The organism is Aequorivita vitellina, from assembly GCF_022008365.1.
Taxonomy (GTDB): Bacteria; Bacteroidota; Bacteroidia; order Flavobacteriales; family Flavobacteriaceae; genus Aequorivita; species Aequorivita vitellina.
On record NZ_JAIRBA010000031.1, the window covers coordinates 1 to 25,536 of the forward strand.

The following is a 25,536-nucleotide window of genomic DNA, read 5'->3' on the forward strand; positions in this document are numbered from 1 at the left end:
CAGCGTTTCCGCCAGAATCTGTTGCAGTTAAAGTTTCACCTACTACACTGTCACCACAAGAAAGGGCTATTGCACCAGCGCAATCATCATAAGTCACTACCGGTCCGCCACAGCTAGCTGTACCCACACCTGTAATTGTATTTTCAAAGTCACCGAAGTCACCAGCGCTAAAACCAGTTGTAATCAAATAATATTCAGTACCTGCAGTTAAGTTTACATCTAATATTTGAGAAGTTCCTAAACCACCTGGACCGTCATCATCTCCAGCTACATAATTTGTAGTTTGATCTAATGGATCAAAACAAGTTTCATATAAGAAAATATAACCATCCCAAGCACCGCCATCTTGATCACTGTCAATAGTGTAAAGACCAGTAACATCAACGGTAAATGGACCGTAAACGTCATAAGATACAGGGCCTAAACCTGAGCAGCACGTACCATCTGCAAAAGGTCTGTCCCAAATATCAGGACTTGTTGCGTCGTCTGGAGTGGAGTCTATTAAGTTACAGTCGCTAACTATTGGACAGCCGCCTCCGCCGCCGCACACGAGACCAGGGAAGGTATTATCTGTACCGCCAGCAACTGTACCAGTAATTATTACATTACCTCCACAAGAAACAGTATATGTAGGTGTATTATCACCAAAAGTTCCTATGGACTCTATATAAAATTCTAATGGCTCATTTGAAGTCATTACCATTTGAGTATCTGAATAAGGGGGCGCACCATAGGGACCGCCACTTAAAATTACCGCTCCCAGATTGTCTCTCAATTCCCAAGATACCTCATCACCAAAATTAATAGCATCTTCTACGGTAACGGTCCAATTATTACCACCGCCACTATCACAACTATAAGTTCTAAAGGTATAATCAAAGTCTGGAAATGGATTATAACCTGCATTTGCAAAAACATTACCACCAGGGTATGGGTTAGTAGTGTCTCCCGCAACACAAGGTAACGTTGGATCTCCTTCAATAACAATATAATATGTATCTCCTACCGTTACGTCTACAACGGGATCCCAATATACATCGGCCCATACAGTTCCATCGGTTTGCGATGTTCCGCTCGCTAGCATAGTTCCGCCAGCATTCGGAAGTCCATCCCACAATGATAAATTAACATCCAATCCAGTGGAAGGATCTGTAAACATAATACCAGCTCCAGCAGATTGGTCTTCTAAAGCAATATAAGATTGTGCCAAACCTCCTTGAGTAATGTTAGCCATACAAGTATTGGTAGCATCTTGATTTACTTCGAGGATGGGAGTGCCACAAACTCCGCCGCCACCGCCGCCAGTACCTTCTTCAATTGTTAAAGTATCAATACCTATATAATCTGAATTACTGCCCGCAGGACCTCCATTGGTTACCCAATATCTAAATGCAACGCGCGTATCTGTTGCTCCTGTAAGGCCAGTAATTGCAACAGTGAATTGAGTCCATGTCTCAGGATAACCGCCCACAGTTAAACTCGGGTTTATCTCTAATAACAACTCAGTGTAAGACCCAACATCTGCCGGCCCGGTTGGATCCACATTAGCTCCATCTGGGCTAATACGCACTTCCAATCTATCTGGAAACGTACTTCCCGTAGGAACACGTGTCCAGAAAATAATTTCGTCTCCGTTTTCTAAATTGAGAACTGGTGTAATCATAAAGTTATTAATAACACTTCCCGCAGTATTATTATAATTGGCTCCAATATATGCGGTTGAAGCTCCAGATTGTGCCGGAAAAACCGCATCGTTACCTTGAAACCAATCAGTGGAGCCTACCACATCACTTGCATTCACAAAAGTAAAGCCTGCTCCCGGCAATGTTGTAATGTCGTCAAAATCTTCAGTAAGTAAAGTTGCCTGTGGACCCCGAGCACCAGCTCTTTGGTTGCTCAATATGGGGGTTTCTGAATTGAGGTTCTGCGCATCAAAAGTGGCAGACCGTGTTTCATTATTCAATACTACAGAAGGCATCGTTTCTTGCTGTCTGTTTTCCACACCAGATGTTTTCGATCCGTAAATCGAAGTATTCTGTTGAATAAATTGCGCTTCTACGGTAGCCATTATACCGATGAAAGCAAAAATAAACATTGTAATTTTTTTCATAATTGCTATGAGTTTAGTTAATAAGTCCCTAAATGTACCTAAAAAATGTTTAAAAAAATGATTTTTAGCCCACACATTATCTGTATTAACGAAAAAATCCTGCCTCAGAGAATGGGACAGGATTTTTTAATATTTATTCTCTAGAAAATTACTTGCCTTCTACAAAAGCCTCCATGACACCATCACTCACGCCCATATTAGAAAAACCGCCGTCGTTATATAAATTTTGAAGGGTTACGCGTTTTGTTAAATCGCTAAACATCGCTACCGTATAATTAGCACAGTCTAAGGCTGTTGCGTTACCTAATGGCGACATTTTATCTGCATAACTAATAAAGCCATCAAACCCTTTAACACCTTGTCCGGCCGTAGTTGGTGTTGGCGATTGCGAAATAGTATTTACTCGAACCTTTTTATCTCTTCCAAAGAAATAACCAAAACTACGCGCTATACTCTCCAAATATGCCTTATTATCTGCCATATCGTTGTAATCCGGAAAAACACGCTGCGAAGCCATATAGGTAAGCGCTATAATACTTCCCCATTCATTCATGGCATCTTTTTGGTAAAGCACTTGCATTGTTTTATGAAACGAACCCGCAGAAATATCCCAACCTTTGTGGGTAAAGTCATAATTCTGATTGGTATAATGATTGCCTTTTCGCACGTTAACAGACATACCAATAGAGTGCAAAACAAAATCTATTTTTCCACCCAAAATTTCAGTTGCCTTTGCTACCAAGTTTTCCAGATCTTCAATGCTTGTGGCATCAGCAGGAATAACTTCTGAGTTAGTTTTCTCCGCAAGTTCATTAATGGTTCCCATGCGCAGTGCAATTGGCGCATTTGTAAGTACAAATTTTCCGCCTTCTTCGTGAACGCGTTCCGCGGTTTTCCAAGCTATTGAATTTGCATCCAATGCGCCAAAAATAATTCCTCGTTTTCCTTTTAATAAGTTATACGACATGTTTTAAGTATTTTATTAGTTGAATAGATTTTCGTTTTATCTTAGTTTTAAACCGATGAGTAAAGATACATTTTAATTCAATAATTCCTTCGCATTTGCAATGGCGGCTTCCGAAACATTTTTACCACCCAGCATTTGCGCAATCTCTACAATTCGTTCCTCGGTGTCCAAAATCTTGAGATGAGTTGCAGTAATTTCGTTCACGTCGTCTTTGTAAACTTTTAAATGATGGTCGCCTTTTGCGGCTATTTGCGGTAAGTGCGTAATGCTCAGTAACTGCATCGACGTACTCATTTTATGCATAATTACCGCCATTTTATTAGCCACTTCGCCCGAAACTCCTGTATCAATTTCGTCAAAAACAATGGTTGGTAGTTTTTTGTATTCGGCTAAAACAGCTTTTATGGCAAGCATAATACGGCTCATTTCGCCACCCGAAGCCACTTTTTTTATCGGACCAAAAGCCAATCCCTTATTTGCAGTAAATAGCAATTGTAACGTATCTGTTCCGTTGCTTTTAAAAGTTTCCGAAGCAGTAAGTTCAAACTGAAACCGTGCATTTGGCAGTCCCAAAGGAAAAAGCGTTTCTTCCAGTTTTTTCTTAAGAACGGGAATAGCATCTACTCGCTTCTTATGAAGCTTTTCCCCAGTTTTTAACGCCTTTTCGCGCAAGTCGCTTTTTTGTTTTTCTAATTTTTCAATTTGCTCGTCCAATCCAAGTGTGGTATTCACTTTTTCTTCCAGTTCCTCTTCAATTGCAATCAATTCGGCAACGGTGGCTACTGAGTGTTTCTGCTGAAGTTTATAAAGCGTTTGTAACTTTTCATTAATCTGTGAAAGTGTTTCGGGGTCCGCTTCAATTGTTTCGGCAGTGTTGGCTACTTCGGTCGAAATATCTTCTAATTCAATAATTACGCTGTTTAAACGCTGCCAAAAATCTTCAAATATTTTTGAAAAATCTTTAATTTTCCCCAAAACAATGCGCGCTTCTTTTGCAGTTTGTAAAGCACCAATTTGTTCTTCTTCAAAAAGACCGTTAACACTGCTCAATGCTTCTTGTATTGCTTCAGCATTGTTAAGCGTTTCGTATGTTTCTTCGAGCTCTTCTTGGTTTAGTTTTTTTAAACCCGCAAGCTGCAGTTCATTAAAAAGAAATGTATTGTAATCCAGCTCTTTGGAAGCATTTTCCTTTTGTAATTTTAAAGCCGAAAGTTTATCCGAAATCTTTTTGAAATCTTCAAATTGAAGTTGATACAATTTTAAAACTTCAGCATTTCCTGCAAGCGCATCTATTACTTCCATCTGAAATGTTTCCGAAACAATTTCTAAGGTTTCGTGCTGGCTGTGAACATCTACCAAATACGGCGCCAACGCTTGCAGTTGCGCTAAAGCCACCGGCGTATCGTTTACAAAGGCTCGCGATTTTCCACTGGGCAAAATTTCGCGACGAATAATGGTGTGGTCTTCGTAGTCTAATTCATTTTCGGTGAAAACTTGGTGTAAACTGTAATTTTTTATTTGAAAATGTCCTTCAATTACACATTTAACAGCTTCATTTTTTATGCTACTTAAATCGGCTCGTTTTCCTAACAAAAGCGCCAAAGCTCCTAAAATAATAGATTTTCCAGCACCCGTTTCGCCTGTAATTATGGTTAAACCCTCGTTTAAATCCACACGAATATCTTCAATAAGCGCATAGTTTTTTATGGCGAGGCTGGTTATCATTTTTCGATGTTAGATTTTAATCGTGAGACGCTAGATTTTTCAAAATTAATATTTCAAAGTTGCGTTTTTGAATATTTAACCCTGAATCTATTTTAAACCTATAAATTTAAAGGAAAGATACTAATTGGTATAATCTTGCTAAAATTAAAATTTAATTTCGGCCCAGTTGCTGCGTTTTGTGGGCGCCAATCTATTCAGGTTTTCAACAAGTCTTGTAATATCAACCTGCGGGCCGCCGCTGAAAATGGCTTGTATTTCGTCGCTTTTTGCATCAAAAAACGTACGAACCAAAAAAGAATTTGGTCGGCGATCGTTAATACCTTTTAGCTTATTGATGGCTTCGGCAATGGTTTGTTTGGCTCCTTTTTGATCTGCAGCCATTTTATCCATTCCTTCGCGGTGATATTGATACATTACATCGTGGAATTCCTTATAAACCGAAGACAACAACGCATCGTTATAGCGGTATCTTGACTGGTTACCATCTGTAGCTTTCCAACCTTGATAATTACTTGGTGCAGCCGTATTTGTTATTTGTTTGGCAATTTCAAAATAAGGCGTACCTCCGTTTAGGGTAAAAGTATCGGCATCTAAACCAATCACGGTGTAAACGTGGTAGGCAATCACCGATACAAGGTTAGAATCAAAGCTGTTTATATTAAATGATAACGGCTCAAATTCCTTATAACTAAACTTTACTTGCCTGTCAAAATAGTTGTAAACTGGCGTATCATAAGTAGATTGAAAAACGGGTCGCGAAGACTGAACTTGCAGTGTAGCAGTAAATGAATCGCCGTCAAACTGACTTATAACAAGCGTCATATTACAATCTATTCGCTCTTGGTTTTTGTATTCTTTATCGGTCCATTTTGTGTTGTTTACAAACTCTCGCAACTGCGTTTCCAGGGTGCGGAAAATTTGCAAATTGGGTTGACCGGTTTGTTCGGCATCAATAGAAACGGTACAATTAAGTTCTTGGGCTTCTGCAGTAAATACAGCTACAGTCGCTAATATAAAAAGTAAAATTTTACGCATTTGTCTGTTCTATAATATATTCTAAAATATCTTTTGCTACTTCCGTTTTAGGTTTAACAGGAAAAGGAAGCGTTTTATTGTCTTTGCTAATTAAAGTTATTTTATTGGTGTCAGATTTAAAACCGGCACCTTCGTCTCGAAGCGAATTTAACACAATTAAATCTAAATTCTTTTTTTTCAGTTTCAATTTTGCATTTTCTTCTTCGTTTTGAGTTTCCAACGCAAAACCAACCAAAAATTGTTGTTTCTTAATTTCGCCTAACGAAGCCAATATATCCTTAGTTTTTGTAAGGTGAAGCGTGAAGTTATCTGTTTTCTTTTTTATTTTTTCTGAAACAACTTCCGTCGGGCGATAATCGGCTACAGCAGCGCTTAAAATGGCTACGTCGCTACTATCGAAATATTCGTGCGCCGCATTATACATTTCTTCGGCGGAAGTAACGCGAATAATTTTAATAAAATCGTTTTCAAGTTTTAGAACTGAAGGGCCTGAAATTAAAACAACCTCAGCGCCAAATTCGGCTGCTGTTTCGGCAATTGCATAACCCATTTTCCCGCTGGAATGATTTCCTATAAATCGAACCGGGTCAATTGCTTCGTACGTGGGGCCGGCGGTTACTAAAAACTTCTTCCCGCGTAGTGGTAGTTTCGATAAAATATTATTTTCCAAAAATGAAACAATCTCTTCGGGTTCCGCCATTCTGCCCTGCCCTACCAAACCGCTTGCAAGTTCACCAAAAGCCGCGGGAATTTGAATATTTCCGAAGCTGTTTAGTTTTTCAAAAGTTGCAGCAGTACTTGGGTGTTGGTACATGTCTAAATCCATTGCGGGCGCGTAATACACTGGGCATTTCGCTGAAAGATAGCAGGCAAGCAATAAGTTGTTGCAAGTGCCATTGGCCATTTTGGAAAGTGTGTTTGCAGTAGCCGGAGCTATCAAAAACAAATCAGCCCAAAGGGCCAATTCTACGTGATTGTTCCATTTGGGCTCTTTAAAAGCATTTTCATCTTTTTCATCTGTAAAAGAAGAAAACACTTCGTTTTTTGAAAGTGTTGCAAGAGTAAGTGGGGTAACAAATTCCTTTGCAGAATCCGTCATAACCACTTTTACATTAGCTCCTTTTTTCACTAAAAGCCGAACCAAAAAAGCTGTTTTGTATGCGGCAATCCCGCCAGTTACGCCAAGCAAGATATTTTTCCCGTTCAAAACAGACATAGTTCAGTGTTCAGTAATCAAAGTTCAGTAATCAATCAACACACAGCTTTAAGCGTTTGTATACGCTCTGTGTTCCCCGCAGCGGCGGGTAAGGGGCCTACTCCTCTACTACTTCGTCAGCAGTATTGCGGTAGTATATTTTGTTTTCCAACCATTCCTGCACCGCCAAAGCGTGTGGTTTAGGAAGTCTTTCGTAAAATTTTGAAACCTCTATTTGTTCTTTGTTTTCAAAAATCTCTTCCAAACTATCGTTGTAAGTAGCGAACTCATCAAGCTTTTCAAGCAATTCTTTTTTGATGTCACCATTTATTTGTGTCGCTCTTTTCGAAATAATTGAAATAGCTTCATAAATGTTATTTGTTGGTGCATCAATTAAGTTCTTGTCTAGTGTAACCGTATTGATGGGTGCGTCTGAATTTTTAATATCCATAGTAAAAATTAATTAAATAGTGGGTTCTGTTTCTAAAGGAACGAGCTTGCTCTCAATGTCCTGATAATATTCTAATGCTTGGGGAGCCAAGTCTGTATCCTTGTAATATTTTATAAAATTATTGTAGTGCCCTTTCGCATCACGTAAACGCTCTTGCACCAAAACAGGTATACTGTTAATGGCTAATTTATAAGCGGATACGAATCTTCCGTAAAAGGCATCTTTCCTATAAATTGAACCTGGATTGTCTGTTATAAAATTATCAAAAGCTTCAATTGCAGCTTTGTAATCTTCAACACGTAAATATTGTTTTGCTACTTCAAACTCTTTCTTTTCCAGCTTGTTTCTTAGCTCTGCAACCAAAGCGTTTGCTTCGGGGCGTTTATCTGAGTTGGGGTAATCATTTATAAACTCCTGCAATTTCTCAAGCCCTTTGTAGGTATCTCTTTGATCTAACGAATATCTTGGAGAAAGCTGATAGAAGCTTTTTGCAGATTTAAACGATGCAACTTCAATGCTATCACTCATTGGATAGGCTTGCGTAAATCTTTCAAATTGATACCCGGCAAGATAGTAATCTTCTAAATTGTAATAGGTATTTGCGTAGATATACATTAGTTTTTCGCCTTGCGGCTTTCCTCTGTACGCGGGCACTAACTGCTCCATTAATTTAAGTCCTTTTTTGAACTTTCCCGTTCTATAAAGCGAATCGGCTAACGCGTATTTTTTACCCATATCATCCTTTCGCAAAACCTCTTGATATTGACTACAAGAAGTAAGAAGAATGGTAAGGCAGAGTATTAAAAAAAGTGGTAATCGCATGGGCTTAAAAAACATCGTGCAAAAATAGGGAATTAAACGTGATTGAACAAACTTATTATTTGGCTAAAATATTGCGCCGAAGGCTATTATTTGCAAGCCTTTTGAAATATTTAACTTCTAAATTAAATGAAGTGGTTTCTAAAACTTTTCAACAAAGGCGTCAATTTTAGATTGCAAACCCTCGCTAACTCCCACTAACGGAAGCCGTACGGTATCGCCGCAAACACCTAATTTCTTGAAAACTGCCTTAATTCCGGCCGGATTTCCTTCGGCAAAAATATAATCAATCGCCGGGGCAATTTTATGGTGAATTTTATAGGCTTCATCTACTTTTTTCTCCAAACCTAGTTTTACCATTTGTGAGAATTCCTTCGGGAAACCTTCGCCAATAACCGAAATTACGCCTGCACCTCCAGCAAGCACCATCGGCAATGTAATCATATCGTCACCCGAAATTATTAAGAAATCTTTTGGGCAACCAGCAATTAACTTCATTGCTTGCACAATATCGCCCGCCGCCTCTTTTATTGCCACAATTTTTTCGAAATCGTTTGCTAATCTAATCACTGTTTCAGGCAACATATTTGAAGCCGTTCTCCCCGGAACATTATACAAAATAACAGGTAACGGAGCCGCTTTTGCAATGGCTGCAAAATGTTGGTAAATTCCTTCTTGTGTAGGTTTGTTGTAATATGGCGAAACCGAAAGAATAGCCGTGAAAGCTGATAAATCGCGGGTTTTCATTTCTTCAATAACTTCTTGCGTATTATTGCCACCAATACCTAAAACCAAGGGCAAACGTCCGTTATTTGCCGTAATTACCGTATCGATAACAACTTGCTTTTCTTCTTTTGAAAGCGTTGCGTTTTCGGCGGTGGTGCCTAAAACTACCAAGTAATTAATTCCGTTTTCAATATTGAAATTCACCACATTTTTAAGCCCATCCACATCTACTGAAAAGTCGCTTTTAAATGGGGTGATGAGCGCTACGCCCGTTCCAATTAATTCTTTCATAACAATCTATATTTTTTTAATTTCAAATCTTTTTAAAGATTTTCAAATATTTTATCACTTCACTTTTAAAATCATCTAGTTTTAGAGGCGCCACGGCTAAAAGCAAATCGTATAATCGTTCGTCAGCACCTTTAAAACCAATGGTAAATTTTGCTTTGCTCTGTACAACCATTGCACTTAAATACTCGTGTTTACCTGGGTAAAAACCTATTAAAACATCAAAAGGCAATTCTAAAAATTCTAATGCATTCTGACTTTTAATTTCACCGCGCCACGTAAATTCTTTGTTGGTTATTTGGTTTTGTCGTAGCGAAGGTAACTTCTTCCGCGTTTCAATAAAGCTGAAAATTTTTACGTCTTTTGGTTGTAATCCGAGCGCTGCTCCAAATTCATACAGTTTTTCAAAATCGTTAAAAAAAGCTTCATCTACCACAAATCCCAAACTTTTTAAAGGCTCGTTTCGCTTCGAAAAATCCCGCTTCGACAGGTTTTTATCGATATGTTTTTTTAGTGATTTTTGTTTTACTTTCTTCAACATAAAATGGGCAATGCTTGAGTGGCAAAAATAGTTTTTTTCAATGCTATTTCTATTTTCAATTTGAAATCATTTGCAAAAAATCATCTTCCGAAATAATTGCTACGCCTAGACTTTCTGCCTTGGTTTTTTTACTCGGCCCCATATTTTCGCCTGCGACAACATAATTGGTTTTAGACGAAATTGAGCTGGAAACCTTTCCGCCATTGTCTTCAATCAATTTTTTAAGTTCGTTGCGCGAAACTTTTGTAAAGACACCGGAAACTACAAAGGTATTTCCTTTTAAAGTATCGGTTTGGTTTGCGAGTTTTTCTGCCGAAATTTCCAACTGCACACCGTAACTTTTCATTCGCTCAATTATAGCAATATTTTCTTCGGAAGCAAAAAAAGAAACTACACTTTGAGCGATGCGTTCGCCAATTTCATCAACGGTAATCAATTCTTCTTCCGTTGCATTTTGCAGCGCATCAATTGTTTTGTACTGCTTTGCGAGTTTTTTCGCTACGGTTTCACCCACATAACGAATTCCTAATCCGAAGAGCACTCTTTCAAACGGAATTTGTTTGGAAGCTTCAATTCCCTTCACAATATTTTCGGCACTTTTTTGCGCCATTCGTTCCAACGGAATTATTTGTTCTTCAGTTAAAAGATACAAATCTGCATAGTTGTTTATTAAACCGTTGTTCACTAATAGTGCCACAGTCTCACCGCCCAAACCTTCAATATCCATCGCCTTTCGCGAAATAAAATGCTGAATACGGCCAATAATTTGTGGCGGACAACCAGCCGCATTCGGGCAATAATGCTGGGCTTCGCCTTCGGTGCGAACTAAGGGCGTGCTGCATTCGGGACATTCGGTTATATAATTTGTAGGATTTGAATTTGGATCGCGCTGCGTAAAATCTACTCCAATTATTTTCGGAATAATCTCGCCGCCTTTTTCAACAAAAACGGTATCGCCTTCGCGTATATCGAGCTTTTCAATTTGGTCTGCGTTGTGAAGCGAAGCGCGTTTTACAATGGTTCCCGCCAATTCAACGGGTTCTAAATTTGCAACCGGCGTTATTGCACCAGTCCGCCCTACTTGGTACGTAATTTGGTTTAAAACGGTAGAAACCTGTTCGGCTTTAAATTTGTAAGCCATCGCCCAACGCGGCGATTTTGCTGTATAACCCAACTCTTCCTGCTGCTGGAGATTGTTCACCTTAACCACTACTCCATCCGTTTCGTAAGGCAATTCGTGACGGTGAATATCCCAATAATTTACAAACTCCAAAACCTCATCCATGCTTTTAGCGAGCTTGGCAGCTTCGGGAACTTTAAACCCCCATTGGCGTGCTTTTTCTAAACTTTCAAATTGTGTTTTTATAGGAAGCCTTTCTCCCGTAATACTGTATAACAAACAATCTAACGGACGTTTTGCCACTTCTGCACTGTCTTGCAATTTTAAACTTCCCGAAGCGGTATTTCTTGGGTTGCGATAAGGTTCTTCACCCAATTCAACTCTTTCGGCATTCATCTTTGCAAAACCTTCAAAAGGCAAAACAATTTCACCGCGAATATCAAACAAAGGCGGGTAATCGCCTCTTAATTGCAACGGAACGGAACGGATTGTTTTTACGTTAGCAGTTACATCATCGCCTTGAAAACCATCGCCACGGGTTACGGCTTTTTTCAACTTTCCGTTTTCATAAGTCAAACTAATGGAAGCGCCGTCGTATTTGAGCTCGCAGGTAAATGCGACTTCGCCATCAATCGCTTTTTCAATTCGCTTTTCCCAGTCTTCCAAATCTTCTTTTGAATACGAATTATCCAAAGAATACATTCTGTAAGTGTGGGGAACGGTTTCGAAATTCTTAGTAACCGCTCCGCCAACCCGCAGCGTGGGCGAATTAGCATCGTAAAATTCGGGATGCGCTTTTTCTAACTCCTGAAGTTGCTTCAGTTTTTGATCAAATTCAAAGTCGGAAATTGTTGGATTATCTAATATGTAATAGTTATAATTATGCTCGCGAAGTTCGTTGCGAAGCGATGTTATTTGTTGTTCGATGTTCATGCAACAAATATAAAATTTAAACCTCACAGGTCTTTGAGACCTTTGAGGTTTTTTTTACGCTCTATCCTCATTCAGCCATTTGGGAACATCTGGGCGTTTAAATTCATTCATTTTCTTTAAAAGATTCACGGGATTGGTATCTACCAAAAGCAAACTGTAATTATCCATAGAAAGAAAGCCTTTGCGCACCATGGTTTCGAGCATTTTAATAAGATCGTTGTAAAACCCGTTAATATTCAACAGACCGATTGGTTTTTGATGCAGCCCTAATTGAAGCCAAGTTATTATTTCAAAAAGTTCTTCCAAAGTACCCATGCCGCCCGGAAGTGCGATAAAACCGTCGCTTTCTTCTTGCATTTTCAGTTTACGTTCGTGCATGTTTTCAGTTGTAATTAATTCGGTAAGGCCCAAATGAACAACTTCTTTCTTCTTTAAAAAATTAGGAATTATCCCAATAACCTTTCCTTTGTTCTCCAAAACACTTTTGGCAATAACGCCCATCACGCCAATCTTCGCGGCGCCATAAACTAAAGTAATGTTGCGTTTAGCGAAAATCTGTCCTAAATTCTTTGCAGCATCAGAAATAGCCAAATCGTTGCCATCACTGCTCCCGCAAAAAATGCATATTTTTTCAAGTTTATTCATATTTCCTGTTCTAGTGGAACTTTGCGTATTTGGCTTATTCTTCACCATAAAAACACAGAGAACACGGCGGTTATAAATTACATTTTACCATTCGGTCTTTTCCAAAAATGTCTTTTTTTACTTCAATATTTCTGAAACCTTCACTCGTTAAAAGCGCAGATAATTCTTCACTAAGGTACTCATTAATCTCGAAAAAAAGTTTTCCATCGGGTTTTAAATGACTTTTTGCCAACGTAGAAATTGCTCGGTAAAACAGCAACGGATCGACATCTTTAACGTACAAAGCCGTGTTTGGCTCATATTTTAAAACGTTTTGCTGCATCTTTTCCATTTCCAATTCGCGCACATAGGGCGGATTTGAAACAATTATATTATATTGCGTCGGAAGGGTTTCAGCCTTTAAAATGTCTGTTTGAAAAAAAGTTACTTCAGCAGAATTTAGTTTGGCATTTTCCCGCGCAATTTGTAAAGCCTCCTCTGAAATATCCAAAGCAGCAACTTCAGCGTTTTGAAGATTTTTGGCAAGTGAAATAGCAATGCAACCACTCCCGGTTCCAATATCTAAAATAGTATTGAAGTTTGAGATTTGAGTAGGGAGAGCTTTTTCAGATAATATCCATTCAACCAACTCCTCGGTTTCGGGACGCGGAATTAGAGTGTGTTTATTCACTTTAAAAGGAAGACCGTAAAATTCAGTTTCACCTATTATATATTGAATGGGTTCGTGTTTTTTAAGCCGAAGTAGCGCCTTTTCAAATTTTTCTGAATCTTTTTCAGTTACTTCAACTTTGGGGTCGAGTGCAATTTGCAATCGGGTGAATCCTAAGTATTTTTCAGAAAGTATATTAAAAAACGACTGTATTTCTTCCGAAGGATAAATTCCTGAAAGTTGGTTTTTAAAATGTTCCTTTTGTTCTAAAATTTTCAAGTGATCGTGTTTATATTCAAATGAAATTGAAATTGAATCCCAAATCAACGTTTGAAATTTTGGATTTTGTTATTTGAGGTTTATTTGAAATTTACAAATGTTTAACCATATGCACGGGACACGAATAATGACCCGTATCGCCCAGTGCACCGGCAATATATTCAAAGCCCGATTGTTTGTAAAGTTTTTGGGCGTGCGTCATATATTCCATGGTTTCAAGGTATATTTTTTCATATTCAAATTCGCGTGCTTTTGCCAAACAAAATTCCATCATTTGCGCGCCAAGACCTGTGCCACGGGCTTCGGTAAGAAAATACATTTTTTGAAGTTCGCAGACATTACCTTCATAATTGTCTAATTGGGCAATGCCCGCACCGCCAATAATTTTATTGTTTGCTTCAACTACAAAATAAGCCGCTTTTGGTTTTTGGTAGGTTTCAAACATACAATCTAACGCGGCATCTGCATAAGCCGTACCCACTTTTGGCACATTAAAATCTATTAAAACACTGCGTATTACTTTGGCGATTTGCGGATTGTCTTTCTTTTCAATAAGACGAATAAATGGTGCACTCATTCTAATTAAAACCTTGTATTTTTACGCGGTGAAGATACACGAAAAATATATTACCCGCTGCATTCAACTGGCTAAAAACGGACTGGGAACCACCTATCCAAATCCGTTAGTTGGCAGCGTCATTGTTCATAAAAATGAAATTATTGGCGAAGGTTGGCACTACAAAGCTGGGCAACCGCACGCCGAAGTAAATGCTATTTCCAGCGTAAGCAACACCAAGGTTTTAAAGGAAGCAACCATTTATGTGAGCTTGGAACCGTGCAGCCATTTTGGCAAAACACCGCCCTGTGCAAATTTGATAATTGACACCGGAATTAAAAAAGTGGTTCTAGGTAGTTTAGATCCAAATCCACAAGTAGCTGGTCGGGGAATAAAAAGATTAATGGAAGCCGGCTGCCAAGTAATCGTGGGCGTTTTAGAAAACGAATGCAACCAATTAAACAAACGGTTTTTTACATTTTATCAAAAAAAACGGCCTTATATTTTCTTGAAATGGGCGCAGACTGCAGACGGTTTTATCGCTCCCAAAAGCGAAACCCGCAACGAGACCAAACCTGTGTGGATTACAAATGAATTTTCACGACAATTAGTGCATAAAATGCGAGCCGAAGAGCAAGCTATTTTAGTGGGAACGAACACGGTTTTGCAGGACAATCCATCGCTTACGGTTCGGGAATGGACGGGTGAAAATCCAACGCGGATTGTTATTGATAAAGAGCTGAAAATTGCGCAAGACTTTTCAGTTTTTGATACAAGTTCAAAAACGATTGTTTTCACTGAAAAAGAAGGCAAAACTTCGGAAAATATAACTTTTGAGAAAATTGATTTTTCTGAAGAAATTCCGAAGCAAATTTGCGAAGCTCTTTTCCGAAGTAATATTCAATCCATTATAATTGAAGGCGGTGCGAAAACGCTTCAAACTTTTATTGATGCCAATCTTTGGGATGAGGCTTTCGTGTTTTATGGAAACAACACATTTATTGAAGGTGTGAAAGCTCCTGTTTTTAAAGGTGAAATGATTTCCGAAAAAAACATAAAAGACGACACTTTCCGAAACTTTAAAAACCCCAACTCTTGATAGCACTCGCGCTTAGCATCCTCTCTTCCACAATGATTTTTGTGGTTTTTAAACTATTTTCAAAGTTTAAAATTAACACCCTTCACGGACTTACCTTTAATTATGTAACGGCCTGTTTTTGTGGAATTATTTTTCAAAAAGAAACTGTAGATTTTCTTGCCATTCCAAGTTTTAGTTGGTTTCCATTTGCGTTGGTTTTAGGAGCATTGTTTATAATTGTTTTTAATTTAATGGCAATAACCACGCAGCGCAGCGGACTTTCAGTGGTTTCGGTTGCGACAAAAATGAGCGTTGTAATTCCTATTATTTTTGGCTTAGTTTATTATAACGAAAGTTTGGGGTTTTTAAAAATTACAGGTATTATTTTAGCATTAATCGCTGTGTATTTAGCTTCAATAAAAACGAAGGACGGCATAAAAATAAAACGCTCCAATTTCATCTTTCCTATTTTGGTATTTTTAGGAAGTGGAATAATAGATACCACCGTAAAATATTTGGAAGGAGAATTTATAGCTAAACACGACATCCCTATATTTTCGGCCACTATTTATGCCATGGCCGGCGTAATTGGATTTGTAATTTTAGCATTCCAAGCGAGTAAAGGGAATTTTAAATTTCAGTTTAAAAATGTGCTTGGCGGCATTGCTTTGGGAATTCCAAATTATTTCTCCATCTATTTTTTGGTGCAGGCGCTACGCAGTGGTATTTTTGACAGTTCGGGCGTTTTTACAATCAATAATGTGGCGATTGTAATGTTTTCAACTTTAGTGGGCATTTTACTATTTAAAGAAAAATTATTAGTGAAAAACTGGATTGGAATCGGGCTTGCCGTAATTAGCATTATTTTAATTGCCTTTGAAAAATTTTAGATCACTGACCAAAAAAACCTTGTTATTTGGAAATTGAAAAAGACACATATAAAACCATTTTAAAACCTGCAACAGAAGTTCTTTTTAAGGAAAAGGGAAGCAAATTTTTTGGCTACGCATTTCCTGTAAAATCTGAAGACGATGTAAAAGAACATATTGAAGCGCTTAAAAAACAGCACCACAGTGCGCGACATTGGTGCTACGCTTGGCAGTTGGGCAAAAGTTACGAACACTATCGCGCCAACGATGATGGCGAACCGTCAAACAGTGCAGGAATGCCCATTTACGGGCAACTCCAATCTTTTGACGTTACAAATATTTTAGTGGTGGTTGTGCGTTATTTTGGCGGTACAAAGTTGGGAGTGGGTGGATTAATTCAGGCGTATAAAACCACTGCGCAAATGGCGTTGGAAACCTGCAAGATCGTAAAACGAACTATTGACGAAACATTTCTTTTGAAATTTGAATATCCAGAAATGAATACCGTTATGCAACTAATAAAAAATGAAAATCTAAAACTGATAAGCCAAAAAATGGAATTGAATTGCGAATTTGAAATTGCGGTTCGAAAAAAAGATGCCGAACGTATTTATCAGTTATTCGAAAACACCTATAAAGTTACCATTAAACCAATTGAAGACTAATTACTCTTCTTTTAACTTGTCTATTAAATAGTTAGGTGCTTTCATTAACTTTTTAGTAGTACTATTTACAAAAACGAGAATAGTAGTTGCGGTTACCAAAAGTTGTTTGGATTCATTATAAATTTCATATTGAAATTCAATTTTCACCGATGGCATTTGCTTTAAAGTTGTCTTTATTGTTAATAAATCATCGTAAAAAGCGGGTTGTTTATAATCAATACTCAAGTGCACTACAGGCAAGTGTACATCATTGGCTTCCATCCATTTATAGCTAAAACCAAGCTCTCGCAACCATTCAGTCCTACCTTGTTCTAAATACTGTGCATAGTTGCCATAGTAGACCACACCCATTTGGTCGGTTTCACCATAACGCACTCTAATTTGTGTAAAAGTATTCTTCAAGATTTTGTGCCTTTTAAAGAAAGTTTTTTGTAGTTTTATCGAAAGTCAAGTATGGCGAAAAAAAACTAATAATTCAACCCCAATGTGGTTTTTTTTATAACTTTTTTGTTCACATATTTGCATTGTTAATAAATAGCCCGGAAATACTCCATCCCCTATTTTTTGGCCACACTTAATTAAACAAAAAAACACGACTTTTAACTATGAGCAGAACTGCGGAATCGGTTTGGAACAATTGTTTGGCTTTTATCGAAGATAATATTACTTCGCAGGCTTTCAAAACTTGGTTCGAGCCAATAAAAGCGGTAAAGCTAACCGATAATGCATTAAGCATACAGGTGCCGAGCAAATTTTTTTATGAATGGCTCGAAGAACATTACGTTAAAATTTTAAAGGTTGCCCTCACCAAGGAATTGGGCGCTACAGCCAAATTAGTTTACATTATTAGAATGGAAAACACCTACGGCAACAAACAACCTTTTACCGAAAAAATACCCAGCGCCAACCGTAGCAACCTTACCTCACAAGAGGTTGACGTACCGCTAAAAAATAAAAGCCCAGAACTTAAAAATCCGTTTGTAATTCCTGGTATTCGCAATGTAAAAATTGAATCGCAACTAAACCCAAATTATAATTTTGAAAGTTTTTTAGAAGGCGAATCCAACAGATTGGCCCGCTCGGCAGGATTAGCTGTGGCTAATAAACCCGGTGGCACTTCATTCAACCCCTTGCTTATTTTTGGCGGTGTTGGACTAGGGAAAACACATTTAGGTCACGCAATTGGCGTTGATATAAAAGATAAATATCCAGAAAAAACCGTACTCTATATTTCTGCCGAAAAGTTTACGCAGCAATATATTGAATCTGTAAAAAAGAACAACCGTAACGACTTTATTCACTTCTACCAAATTATAGATGTGTTGATAGTTGACGACATACAATTGCTTTCTGGAAAAGCGGGAACGCAAGATGTTTTCTTTCATATTTTTAATCATTTACACCAAAACGGGAAACAAGTTATTTTAACCAGCGACAAAGCTCCTGTTGACATGATTGATATAGAACAGCGACTGCTTTCACGTTTTAAATGGGGACTCTCTGCTGAATTAAATCATCCAGATTACGACACGCGTGTTGCCATCATTAAAAACAAACTATATCGCGACGGCGTTGAAATGCCCGATGATATTATAGAGTTTTTGGCGAATAATATTAAAACAAACATACGTGAACTTGAAGGCGCCATCATTTCGTTGATTGCGCATTCTTCATTCAATAAAAAGGAAATTACAATTGAACTTGCCCGCAAGATTGTTGACAATTATGTTAAGCACACCAAGCGCGAAGTTTCTATAGATTATATTCAAAAAGTTGTGAGCGATTATTTCCAAATGGATGTAGATACATTACAGTCTAAAACACGAAAAAGACACATCGTTCAGGCACGCCAATTAGCGATGTTTTTTGCGAAAAAATTCACCAAAGCATCGCTTGCATCAATTGGTTCGCAAATTGGGCAACGCGATCACGCAACCGTACTTCACGCTTGCAAAACAGTTGATAATCTTTCGAGTACCGACAAGCAATTCCGCAAATACGTAGAAGATTTAAGCAAAAAATTGACGCTTTAAATTAAGTTGGCAGTAATCTGTTGGAGCATGTTGCAATATAGCTCCTTAATGATGCTAACCTTCTAAACTTACAGAAAATTGGTTATGAAAAAACACAAAATCCTTATGGTCTGCCTTGGCAATATTTGCCGTTCGCCTTTGGCTGAAGGCATTTTAAAATCTAAGGTAGATTCATCAAAAGTTTACGTAGATTCAGCTGGGACAGGGCATTGGCACGTGGGTGATGAACCCGACAAACGAAGTATTGCCGTTGGCAAAAAATACAATATAGATATAACACAACAACGCGGAAGACAGTTTAGCACCAGCGATTTTGAAAATTTCGATGAAATTTATGTGATGGACAATAGCAACAAAGAAAACGTTTTGGCACTGGCCGAAAATGATTCACATAAAGAAAAAGTGAAGCTAATTCTCGATGAAATCTTCCCCAATGAAAATGTAGATGTTCCCGACCCCTATTTTGGCGGAGACGCTGGGTTTGAAAATGTGTATAAAATGCTCGATGAGGCTTGCGAGCAAATAGCACAAAGGTTTTAACCAATTTTACGGTTGATTTTCTTATATTTAATATTTCACATAAAAAATCAACTATGAAAAATCTATTACTCCCGCTCTGCTTTTTTATATTTTCAACATTGGTCTTCTCTCAAGATGTAAGTATCGAATTGTTTAAAGATAATTTCAACCAACCTTTGAGCTTGCAACATGCGAATGATGACCGATTATTTGTTGTTGAAAAAGGTGGAAAAGTAAAAATAATTCAAGTTAATGGCACCGTTAACACTACCCCGTATTTAGATATTTCGGCACAAATTACAACGAATGGTGAACGCGGCTTGCTCGGCCTCGCATTTCATCCCAATTATGCCAACAATGGCTTCTTTTATGTGAATTATACCGACACCAACGGCGATACGCAGATTTCTAGATTTTCAGTAGATAGCAACAATCCCGATTTGGCCGACTTCAATTCAGAATTACCTCTTATAAGCTACGATCAACCCGCCTCAAACCATAATGGCGGTAATCTGGCATTCGGCCCAGATGGTTATCTCTATATTGCTTCTGGCGATGGTGGCGGTAGTGGCGACCCAAACGACAGAGGTCAAGACTTAATTTATCCGTTGGGGAAAATACTGCGGATAGATGTTGATAACCCCACTGGTGGGAATAATTACGGCATTCCGGCTACTAATCCATTTGTAGGAGATCCAAATGCCTTAGATGAAATTTGGGCATACGGCTTGCGAAACCCGTGGCGTTTTTCATTCGATTTTACCGAGAATAATATTTGGATTGCCGATGTGGGGCAAACTAGCAGAGAAGAAATAAACCGAGCGAACATAACTGAAGCAGGCTTAAATTACGGCTGGAGATGCTACGAAGGCACCCAACCGTTTAACACACAAAATTGTCCACCTCAATCTGAAATGACTTTTCCGCTGGCCGAATATACTCACACTAGTGGCAATTGTTCCATTTCGGGCGGCTTTGTTTATCGCGGTTCAATTTATACAGATATTTATGGCCTTTACTTTTTTGCAGACTTTTGCAGCGGATTAATTGGCACAGTTGACGATGCCGGAAACTTAGTGGAACACGGCACTTTTACAGGAAGTTGGGTTTCCTTTGGCGAAGACGTTACTAAAGAACTATACCTACTTGATCTTGGTGGTTCTATTTATAAAATTAAAGGCGACGAAATCGCAAGCACTGAAGATTTTTCAATTGAAAATACGCTGAGTATGCTTCCAAATCCGGCTTCGGAAAATGTTTCTTTTAGTTTAAATAATGAACAACTTAACAGCATTTCACTATTCGATGTTCGCGGACGTTTGATTATTTCCGAAGAAAATATTTTTAACAGTGAAAAAACAATTTCCATTTCAAACTTGAAGTCAGGAATTTATTTCGCTAAAATTACTTCAACGAAAGCGCAAAACATTATTAAAAAACTAATTGTTCAATAGTATTTAATGACTTCAAAAAAGGGAAATTTATACCTAATTCCGTGCCCCATGGGCAATGTGCCACCTTTGGTCGTACTTCCTATTTCAGTAAAAAATGCAGTTGAAAAAATAGATTACTACATTGTTGAGCACGAAAAGAATGCGCGTCGTTTTATAAAAAGCATTGTACCAGAAAAGCAGCAACCCAAGCTAAAACTTAAGGAAATAAATAAATTTACCCTTCCAGAAGAAATTCCAGCTATGCTCAATCCGTGTTTGGAAGGGTTTGACGTTGGTGTGATAAGTGATGCCGGTTGCCCCGGGATTGCAGATCCTGGCGCTCGTGCTGTGCATTATGCGCATGAACTTGAAATTAAAGTGGTTCCGTTGGTAGGGCCATCTTCAATTTTACTGGCCATGATGGCGAGTGGTTTTAATGGGCAGAATTTTGCTTTTAACGGGTATTTACCCATTGATAAAGGCGAACGAAAAAGAGAATTAAAACGTTTGGAAAAACTATCAAAAGACCTAGACCAATCGCAACTCTTTATTGAAACCCCCTATCGCAACAACCAAATGTTGCAAAGTTTGACCGAGAACCTCAACCCACAAACAAGAATATGTGTGGCCTGCGATATTACGTTGCCTTCAGAATACATAAAAACGGCACCTGTGAGCTTGTGGAAAAAAATAAAGGTGGACCTTCATAAAAGACCCACCTTATTTATTATTCAAGGATAATAAATATTAGATTATTCTCGGTTTTTTATTCGCCACTATATGCGAAGTATCATATCCCGAAAACTTGCGCAAGTAGTAACGGATTGAAGTACCGTTAGCATCTTCAAATCGATTTGTTCCTGCACTTCTAAGGAATTTTTTTACATTTCCAGCACCAGCTAAATGGGCAGCGGCTAAAATTCCAGATTCGGTAATTTTAACACCAGCCATTGTTTTACCAACGGAACGCTTAATGTCTTTGCGTAAAATCCACTTATTTAATGATGTGTAAGCCATAAATGCAGCTTCTTGCTGGCGGGTATCGAAAAGAAAATTATCGGCATTCTTAAGCCCCATCATTCTAAGAGTTGCTCGTGAAAACTGATATTTCCCCATATAACCATAATCGTTAACGATTTGGTAATCCCCTCTCGATTCTTTAAAACCAAGCGCTTCTTTAAATCCTAAATAGGTTTTTCCCAAAAATAAATTAAATTGTGGGTTCACAGGAACTAATAATGGAGTAAGCTCAGCTTCTGTGGGAACGTGATAGAATAACTCTAATCCTTCTGTGCTAAAGGCAGAAAAATCGTGGTTTTCCTTTGTATTGAAACCTGTCCCTACTAGTACGGTAACAACAAGTAAAACTGCAATTACAAATATTCTTTTTTTCATTGAGTTTTAAAATTCGAACGTATAATTACGTCTTCGTTTCAGCCGGCAAAGATAATACTTTTTTTAATAATCTGATTTGTAGGCTGTTAAATAAATATTAAATAAAAAAACCAGGCTTGTCAACCTGGTTTTTTCAATAATTATAATGTCGCTCTGGCGTTGTTATCAGGGAGGATTTGTGAAATATCGTAACCTACAAAGCGTTTCATGTATTTTGTAATTGGTACATGATTGGCATCTTTGAATACGATTTCACCATTGCTATCCAGAAATTTTTTCACATTTCCGGCTCCTCCTAAATGTGCCGCCGCCACTAGGCCCGATTCGGTTATTTTTATACCATTAATTGTTTGACCAACAAATTCATCAATATAATCTCTAAGTACCCATTTGTTTTTAGAAATTAAAGCTTCAAAAGCTTTTTCTTGTAACAAAGGGCTATTTAAAAATTGAGATGTATTGTAAATTCCTACCCAATTAAGAGTAGAACGGCCAAACTGGTATTTGCCTAAATAACCCAATCTGTTTACGGCTTTGTAATTACCACTGCTTTCACTAAAGCCGAGGTCATAACTAAAGCCATGGAACGACTTCCCAAGATAGGGAATACCCGCTTGGGAATTCAAATTCACTTCATACTCGTAAGGAACATTGGCAACGCTCCCTACGGGATTTGTAATGAATATAGAACTGCTGTAATCTACTTTCTTTGAAGAGAATGCCATTGCAACAAAAACTGCAACAGCCAGCAGCGCAGACAATTTCATAAAACGTTTTGTCATGTTTTACTTAGTTTAAATTATAATTATCGCGTCATCGCTTTGTGCGAGACGAAATAAATCTTTAATACAAACACGCATTACGGCAAACGCATGTTCGCCGCGCTGTATGAAAAAATCGTGCCAAAGAACGTGTGATCATCAATATTACACTTGATAATCAATTGCTTATGAAAAATAAGATACTATAAAAGGGAAGAATAACCATAGCGTTAACACAATTTAACCTGTGATAACAAGTGGTTTTAACAAATTAAAAAAAATATGCGTAGTTTATCTTTTTAAGCCTTGCTTATTTACCCACCGCACATATTCGGCTTTGTTTACGTTGTGCTGCGCTAAGTTTTTGGCGAACTTGTGATAACCAAAATTTGTAACATCGGCTACAAAGTAGTAATAATCGTGCTTTTCGGGATTTAGCACTGCATCTATCGAAGAAATATCGGGCATTGTGATTGGCCCCGGAGGAACGCCAGCATATTTATAGGTATTGTACGGCGAATCTAATTCTAAATCTGCATAAAGAACTCTTTTTATAATCTGATTGTAATCGCCACTTTCACGTTTTAACGCGTAAATAACCGTTGGATCTGCCTGTAGCAACATTCCAACTTTCAACCTATTAATGTACACCCCTGCCACTCGCGGCCGTTCATCAACCTTTGCTGTTTCCTTCTGAACAATAGAAGCCAAAGCCATTACCTGTTCTTTTGAAAGGTTTAATTTTTTTGCCTTTTGGGTTCTAGATTCATTCCAAAAACGTTCGTATTCGGTTTTCATTCGGTCGCGGAAAGTTTCGGCAGCGCTATTCCAATAAAATTCATACGTATTTGGAATATACATGGATAATCCCGTTTCTTTATCTAAGTCAACTTCCTTTAAAAATTCGGGGTCGGTCATTGCTTTTAAAAGTGAAATGCTATCTGCTTCAATTTGATTTGCAATATGGCCCGCCAAATCTTCCAAACGTTCTTGATTGTTAAATTTCACATTAATCGGAATATTTCTACTGCGAAGCGTATTCACAATATCATTATTGGTCATTCCTTTTTTTATAATGAAATGACCCGGTTTAATGTTTTCAGAATATTGCTTTTGGTCTGCAATTGTTCGAAACGATTTGGCATCTTTTAACAGGGGCTCCAACTCGTCAATTACATTATTTATACTCGCATTGGTAGGTATATAAACGTGCGCTTCTTTATTATTAAAAGCGGTGTTTCCCGTAAAGGCAGTATCGTAAACATACCACGCAAATGCACCCATACCAACGGCTCCGAGCAAAAAGACAATTATTAATATTTTTTTTATATACATTTTTTAGAGTATGAATTCAGGATTTTCAATTTTGAAATAGTTGATAAAAATATTCACTTTTATATTTCCCTTCGGAAAAAATCCAATCCTTTTTTAAACCACTTCGTTCAAAACCTGCTTTTTCGAATAATTTAATGCTGCCTTCATTTTCTTCGGTAATACCCGCGAAAATTTGATGCACTTTTAAATGTTTAAAAGCGTAATTACAGGTGAGTTTTAAAGCTTCGGAAGCAAAGCCTTTCCGTTTATCTTTTTCAGAAAAAATTACAATGCCAACCCCTACTCTGCTGTGTTTTGGATCGAAGTCGAAAAGATCGATAAACCCAACTTGATCTTCATTTTCACTGTTACAAATTACGAGTCGCAATTGTTGTACATCGTAAATATCGCGATGGCTGTTTTCTAAATATTGCTGCAGCATGTATTTTGAATAGGGCGTTGTGGTATTGCTCACTTCCCAAAGCGATTCGGTATTTTCTAAATTGTACAGAAAATCCAGGTCTGAAAGTTCCAATGCGCGTAAAAAAATATTTTCTCCCTTTAGTGTGTTCATTTCCAAATTCCTTTAAAAACCTGTATTGCTGGTCCTTCCAAATATACATTTTTATAATGCGAACCTTTCTTCTTAAAACGCACTTGCAGTTTGCCGCCGGGGGTTTTTAGCGTGATTGTATTTTCTGAAGTTTTACCCGCTTCAAACATTGCAATTGCAACGGCCGTAACCCCCGTGCCGCACGAAAGTGTTTCGTCTTCCACACCGCGTTCATAAGTTCGAACTGAAAATTTGGCAGTATCAAGCTTTTCAACAAAATTTACATTCGCGCCTTCCTTTCCGTAGATTTTATTTCGAATACTTCTGCCATTGTTGAACACATCAAAATTTTCCAAATCTGAAACTATTTCAATGTGATGCGGCGAACCCGTATTTAAAAAAGTATGGTTTTCAGAAGCATTGATTTTTTCAACATCGTTCATTTTTAATGAAACCCAATTATTATTAATCGTCGCTTCGTGCATTCCGTCAACGGCTTCAAAAGTTGTATTATCAGAAATAATTCCCAGAAACTTTGCAAAATGGACAATACACCTTCCGCCGTTACCGCACATTGTGCTTAGGTTTCCGTCGCTATTGAAATAAACCATTTTAAAATCTGCAGTTGCGTGATTCTCCAATAAAAGCAAACCATCAGCGCCTACGCCAAAACGACGATCGCAAATTTTGGCTACGAGCGCGATGTCTTCCTTTGGAAAAAATGTTTCGCGATTATCAATAATCACAAAATCGTTGCCCGTGCCCTGGTATTTGTAAAAGGTGAATTCCATAGAAGCGCAAAGATATAAAAAGCCACCACGTGTAAGGCTGAAGTTTAGACGTTAAATGCAAGTTAAAACTTAAATCTTGGCATACT

The 25,536-nt window shown here is 38.0% G+C and carries 26 protein-coding genes; 7 read left to right on the forward strand and 19 right to left on the reverse strand.

The window, feature by feature from the left end; all coding sequences use genetic code 11:
- From K8089_RS13460 to K8089_RS13520, 13 genes are all read right to left on the reverse strand, one after another.
- A partial coding sequence (locus K8089_RS13460; protein ID WP_237603817.1) for a choice-of-anchor J domain-containing protein occupies positions 1-2,110 on the reverse strand: 2,110 nt, incomplete at its 3' end.
- A 148-nt stretch (positions 2,111-2,258) separates the two neighbouring features.
- Positions 2,259-3,077, reverse strand: a complete 819-nt coding sequence (locus K8089_RS13465; RefSeq protein ID WP_237603818.1) for an enoyl-ACP reductase FabI — start codon at positions 3,075-3,077, stop codon at positions 2,259-2,261.
- A gap of 72 nt (positions 3,078-3,149) precedes the next feature.
- Entirely contained in the window at positions 3,150-4,802 is a 1,653-nt protein-coding gene (gene recN, locus K8089_RS13470; RefSeq protein WP_237603819.1) for a DNA repair protein RecN, read from the reverse strand.
- A 144-nt stretch (positions 4,803-4,946) separates the two neighbouring features.
- A complete protein-coding gene (gene porD, locus K8089_RS13475; protein ID WP_237603820.1) occupies positions 4,947-5,837 on the reverse strand; it encodes a type IX secretion system protein PorD in 891 nt (296 codons plus the stop codon).
- Positions 5,830-7,053, reverse strand: coding sequence for a bifunctional phosphopantothenoylcysteine decarboxylase/phosphopantothenate--cysteine ligase CoaBC (gene coaBC, locus K8089_RS13480; protein WP_237603821.1), 1,224 nt, complete (start codon positions 7,051-7,053; stop codon positions 5,830-5,832). Before coaBC ends, porD begins: the two co-directional genes overlap by 8 nt.
- Positions 7,054-7,150: 97 nt before the next feature.
- A complete protein-coding gene (locus K8089_RS13485; protein WP_237603822.1) occupies positions 7,151-7,483 on the reverse strand; it encodes a DNA-directed RNA polymerase subunit omega in 333 nt (110 codons plus the stop codon).
- A gap of 12 nt (positions 7,484-7,495) precedes the next feature.
- Positions 7,496-8,305 carry an outer membrane protein assembly factor BamD gene (locus tag K8089_RS13490; RefSeq protein WP_237603823.1) on the reverse strand — a complete coding sequence of 270 codons (810 nt, stop codon included), beginning with the start codon at positions 8,303-8,305 and terminating at the stop codon, positions 7,496-7,498.
- A 138-nt stretch (positions 8,306-8,443) separates the two neighbouring features.
- Complete coding sequence (gene dapA / locus K8089_RS13495) at positions 8,444-9,319, reverse strand: 4-hydroxy-tetrahydrodipicolinate synthase (protein ID WP_237603824.1); 876 nt, start codon at positions 9,317-9,319, stop codon at positions 8,444-8,446.
- A 22-nt stretch (positions 9,320-9,341) separates the two neighbouring features.
- Positions 9,342-9,857, reverse strand: a complete 516-nt coding sequence (locus tag K8089_RS13500) for a DUF6913 domain-containing protein (RefSeq protein ID WP_237603825.1) — start codon at positions 9,855-9,857, stop codon at positions 9,342-9,344.
- A 55-nt stretch (positions 9,858-9,912) separates the two neighbouring features.
- On the reverse strand, positions 9,913-11,910 hold the full coding sequence (ligA, locus tag K8089_RS13505; RefSeq protein WP_237603826.1) for an NAD-dependent DNA ligase LigA: 1,998 nt from the start codon (positions 11,908-11,910) through the stop codon (positions 9,913-9,915).
- A gap of 54 nt (positions 11,911-11,964) precedes the next feature.
- A complete protein-coding gene (locus tag K8089_RS13510; protein WP_237603827.1) occupies positions 11,965-12,555 on the reverse strand; it encodes an LOG family protein in 591 nt (196 codons plus the stop codon).
- A gap of 70 nt (positions 12,556-12,625) precedes the next feature.
- Entirely contained in the window at positions 12,626-13,483 is an 858-nt protein-coding gene (gene prmC, locus K8089_RS13515) for a peptide chain release factor N(5)-glutamine methyltransferase (protein WP_237603828.1), read from the reverse strand.
- 91 nt (positions 13,484-13,574) lie between these two features.
- Complete coding sequence (locus K8089_RS13520) at positions 13,575-14,060, reverse strand: GNAT family N-acetyltransferase (RefSeq protein ID WP_237603829.1); 486 nt, start codon at positions 14,058-14,060, stop codon at positions 13,575-13,577.
- A 28-nt stretch (positions 14,061-14,088) separates the two neighbouring features.
- Here K8089_RS13520 and ribD point away from each other — a divergent pair, with 28 nt between their 5' ends.
- From ribD to K8089_RS13535, 3 genes are read left to right on the forward strand one after another with little or no spacing between them, the layout of a single operon-like run.
- Complete coding sequence (gene ribD, locus K8089_RS13525; RefSeq protein WP_237603830.1) at positions 14,089-15,138, forward strand: bifunctional diaminohydroxyphosphoribosylaminopyrimidine deaminase/5-amino-6-(5-phosphoribosylamino)uracil reductase RibD; 1,050 nt, start codon at positions 14,089-14,091, stop codon at positions 15,136-15,138.
- Complete coding sequence (locus K8089_RS13530; RefSeq protein ID WP_237603831.1) at positions 15,135-16,007, forward strand: EamA family transporter; 873 nt, start codon at positions 15,135-15,137, stop codon at positions 16,005-16,007. The genes ribD and K8089_RS13530 overlap by 4 nt, the downstream gene beginning before the upstream one ends.
- A gap of 26 nt (positions 16,008-16,033) precedes the next feature.
- The gene (locus tag K8089_RS13535) at positions 16,034-16,651 is read left to right on the forward strand and encodes an IMPACT family protein (RefSeq protein WP_237603832.1); all 618 of its coding nucleotides are present in this window, start codon (positions 16,034-16,036) and stop codon (positions 16,649-16,651) included.
- Here the strand turns inward: K8089_RS13535 and K8089_RS13540 are convergent, their stop codons facing one another.
- Positions 16,652-17,053, reverse strand: a complete 402-nt coding sequence (locus K8089_RS13540) for an acyl-CoA thioesterase (RefSeq protein ID WP_237603833.1) — start codon at positions 17,051-17,053, stop codon at positions 16,652-16,654.
- 203 nt (positions 17,054-17,256) lie between these two features.
- Here K8089_RS13540 and dnaA point away from each other — a divergent pair, with 203 nt between their 5' ends.
- From dnaA to K8089_RS13560, 4 genes are all read left to right on the forward strand, one after another.
- A complete protein-coding gene (dnaA, locus tag K8089_RS13545) occupies positions 17,257-18,684 on the forward strand; it encodes a chromosomal replication initiator protein DnaA (protein WP_237603834.1) in 1,428 nt (475 codons plus the stop codon).
- Between the two features lie 84 nt (positions 18,685-18,768).
- Complete coding sequence (locus K8089_RS13550; protein WP_237603835.1) at positions 18,769-19,224, forward strand: low molecular weight protein-tyrosine-phosphatase; 456 nt, start codon at positions 18,769-18,771, stop codon at positions 19,222-19,224.
- Between the two features lie 53 nt (positions 19,225-19,277).
- Complete coding sequence (locus tag K8089_RS13555; protein ID WP_237603836.1) at positions 19,278-20,657, forward strand: PQQ-dependent sugar dehydrogenase; 1,380 nt, start codon at positions 19,278-19,280, stop codon at positions 20,655-20,657.
- A gap of 6 nt (positions 20,658-20,663) precedes the next feature.
- A complete protein-coding gene (locus K8089_RS13560) occupies positions 20,664-21,377 on the forward strand; it encodes an SAM-dependent methyltransferase (protein WP_237603837.1) in 714 nt (237 codons plus the stop codon).
- A gap of 6 nt (positions 21,378-21,383) precedes the next feature.
- On the opposite strand, the gene K8089_RS13565 is transcribed toward K8089_RS13560, so the two are convergent.
- From K8089_RS13565 to dapF, 5 genes are all read right to left on the reverse strand, one after another.
- Positions 21,384-22,031 carry a peptidoglycan-binding protein LysM gene (locus tag K8089_RS13565; protein WP_237603838.1) on the reverse strand — a complete coding sequence of 216 codons (648 nt, stop codon included), beginning with the start codon at positions 22,029-22,031 and terminating at the stop codon, positions 21,384-21,386.
- A gap of 140 nt (positions 22,032-22,171) precedes the next feature.
- On the reverse strand, positions 22,172-22,813 hold the full coding sequence (locus K8089_RS13570) for a hypothetical protein (RefSeq protein WP_237603839.1): 642 nt from the start codon (positions 22,811-22,813) through the stop codon (positions 22,172-22,174).
- A 270-nt stretch (positions 22,814-23,083) separates the two neighbouring features.
- Positions 23,084-24,127 (reverse strand): endolytic transglycosylase MltG, encoded by a 1,044-nt coding sequence (gene mltG / locus K8089_RS13575; RefSeq protein WP_237603840.1) that lies wholly within the window; start codon positions 24,125-24,127, stop codon positions 23,084-23,086.
- Positions 24,128-24,152: 25 nt separating this feature from the next.
- Positions 24,153-24,680 (reverse strand): GNAT family N-acetyltransferase, encoded by a 528-nt coding sequence (locus K8089_RS13580; protein WP_237603841.1) that lies wholly within the window; start codon positions 24,678-24,680, stop codon positions 24,153-24,155.
- Positions 24,677-25,450, reverse strand: a complete 774-nt coding sequence (gene dapF, locus K8089_RS13585) for a diaminopimelate epimerase (RefSeq protein WP_237603842.1) — start codon at positions 25,448-25,450, stop codon at positions 24,677-24,679. Before dapF ends, K8089_RS13580 begins: the two co-directional genes overlap by 4 nt.
- Positions 25,451-25,536 lie beyond the last annotated feature (86 nt).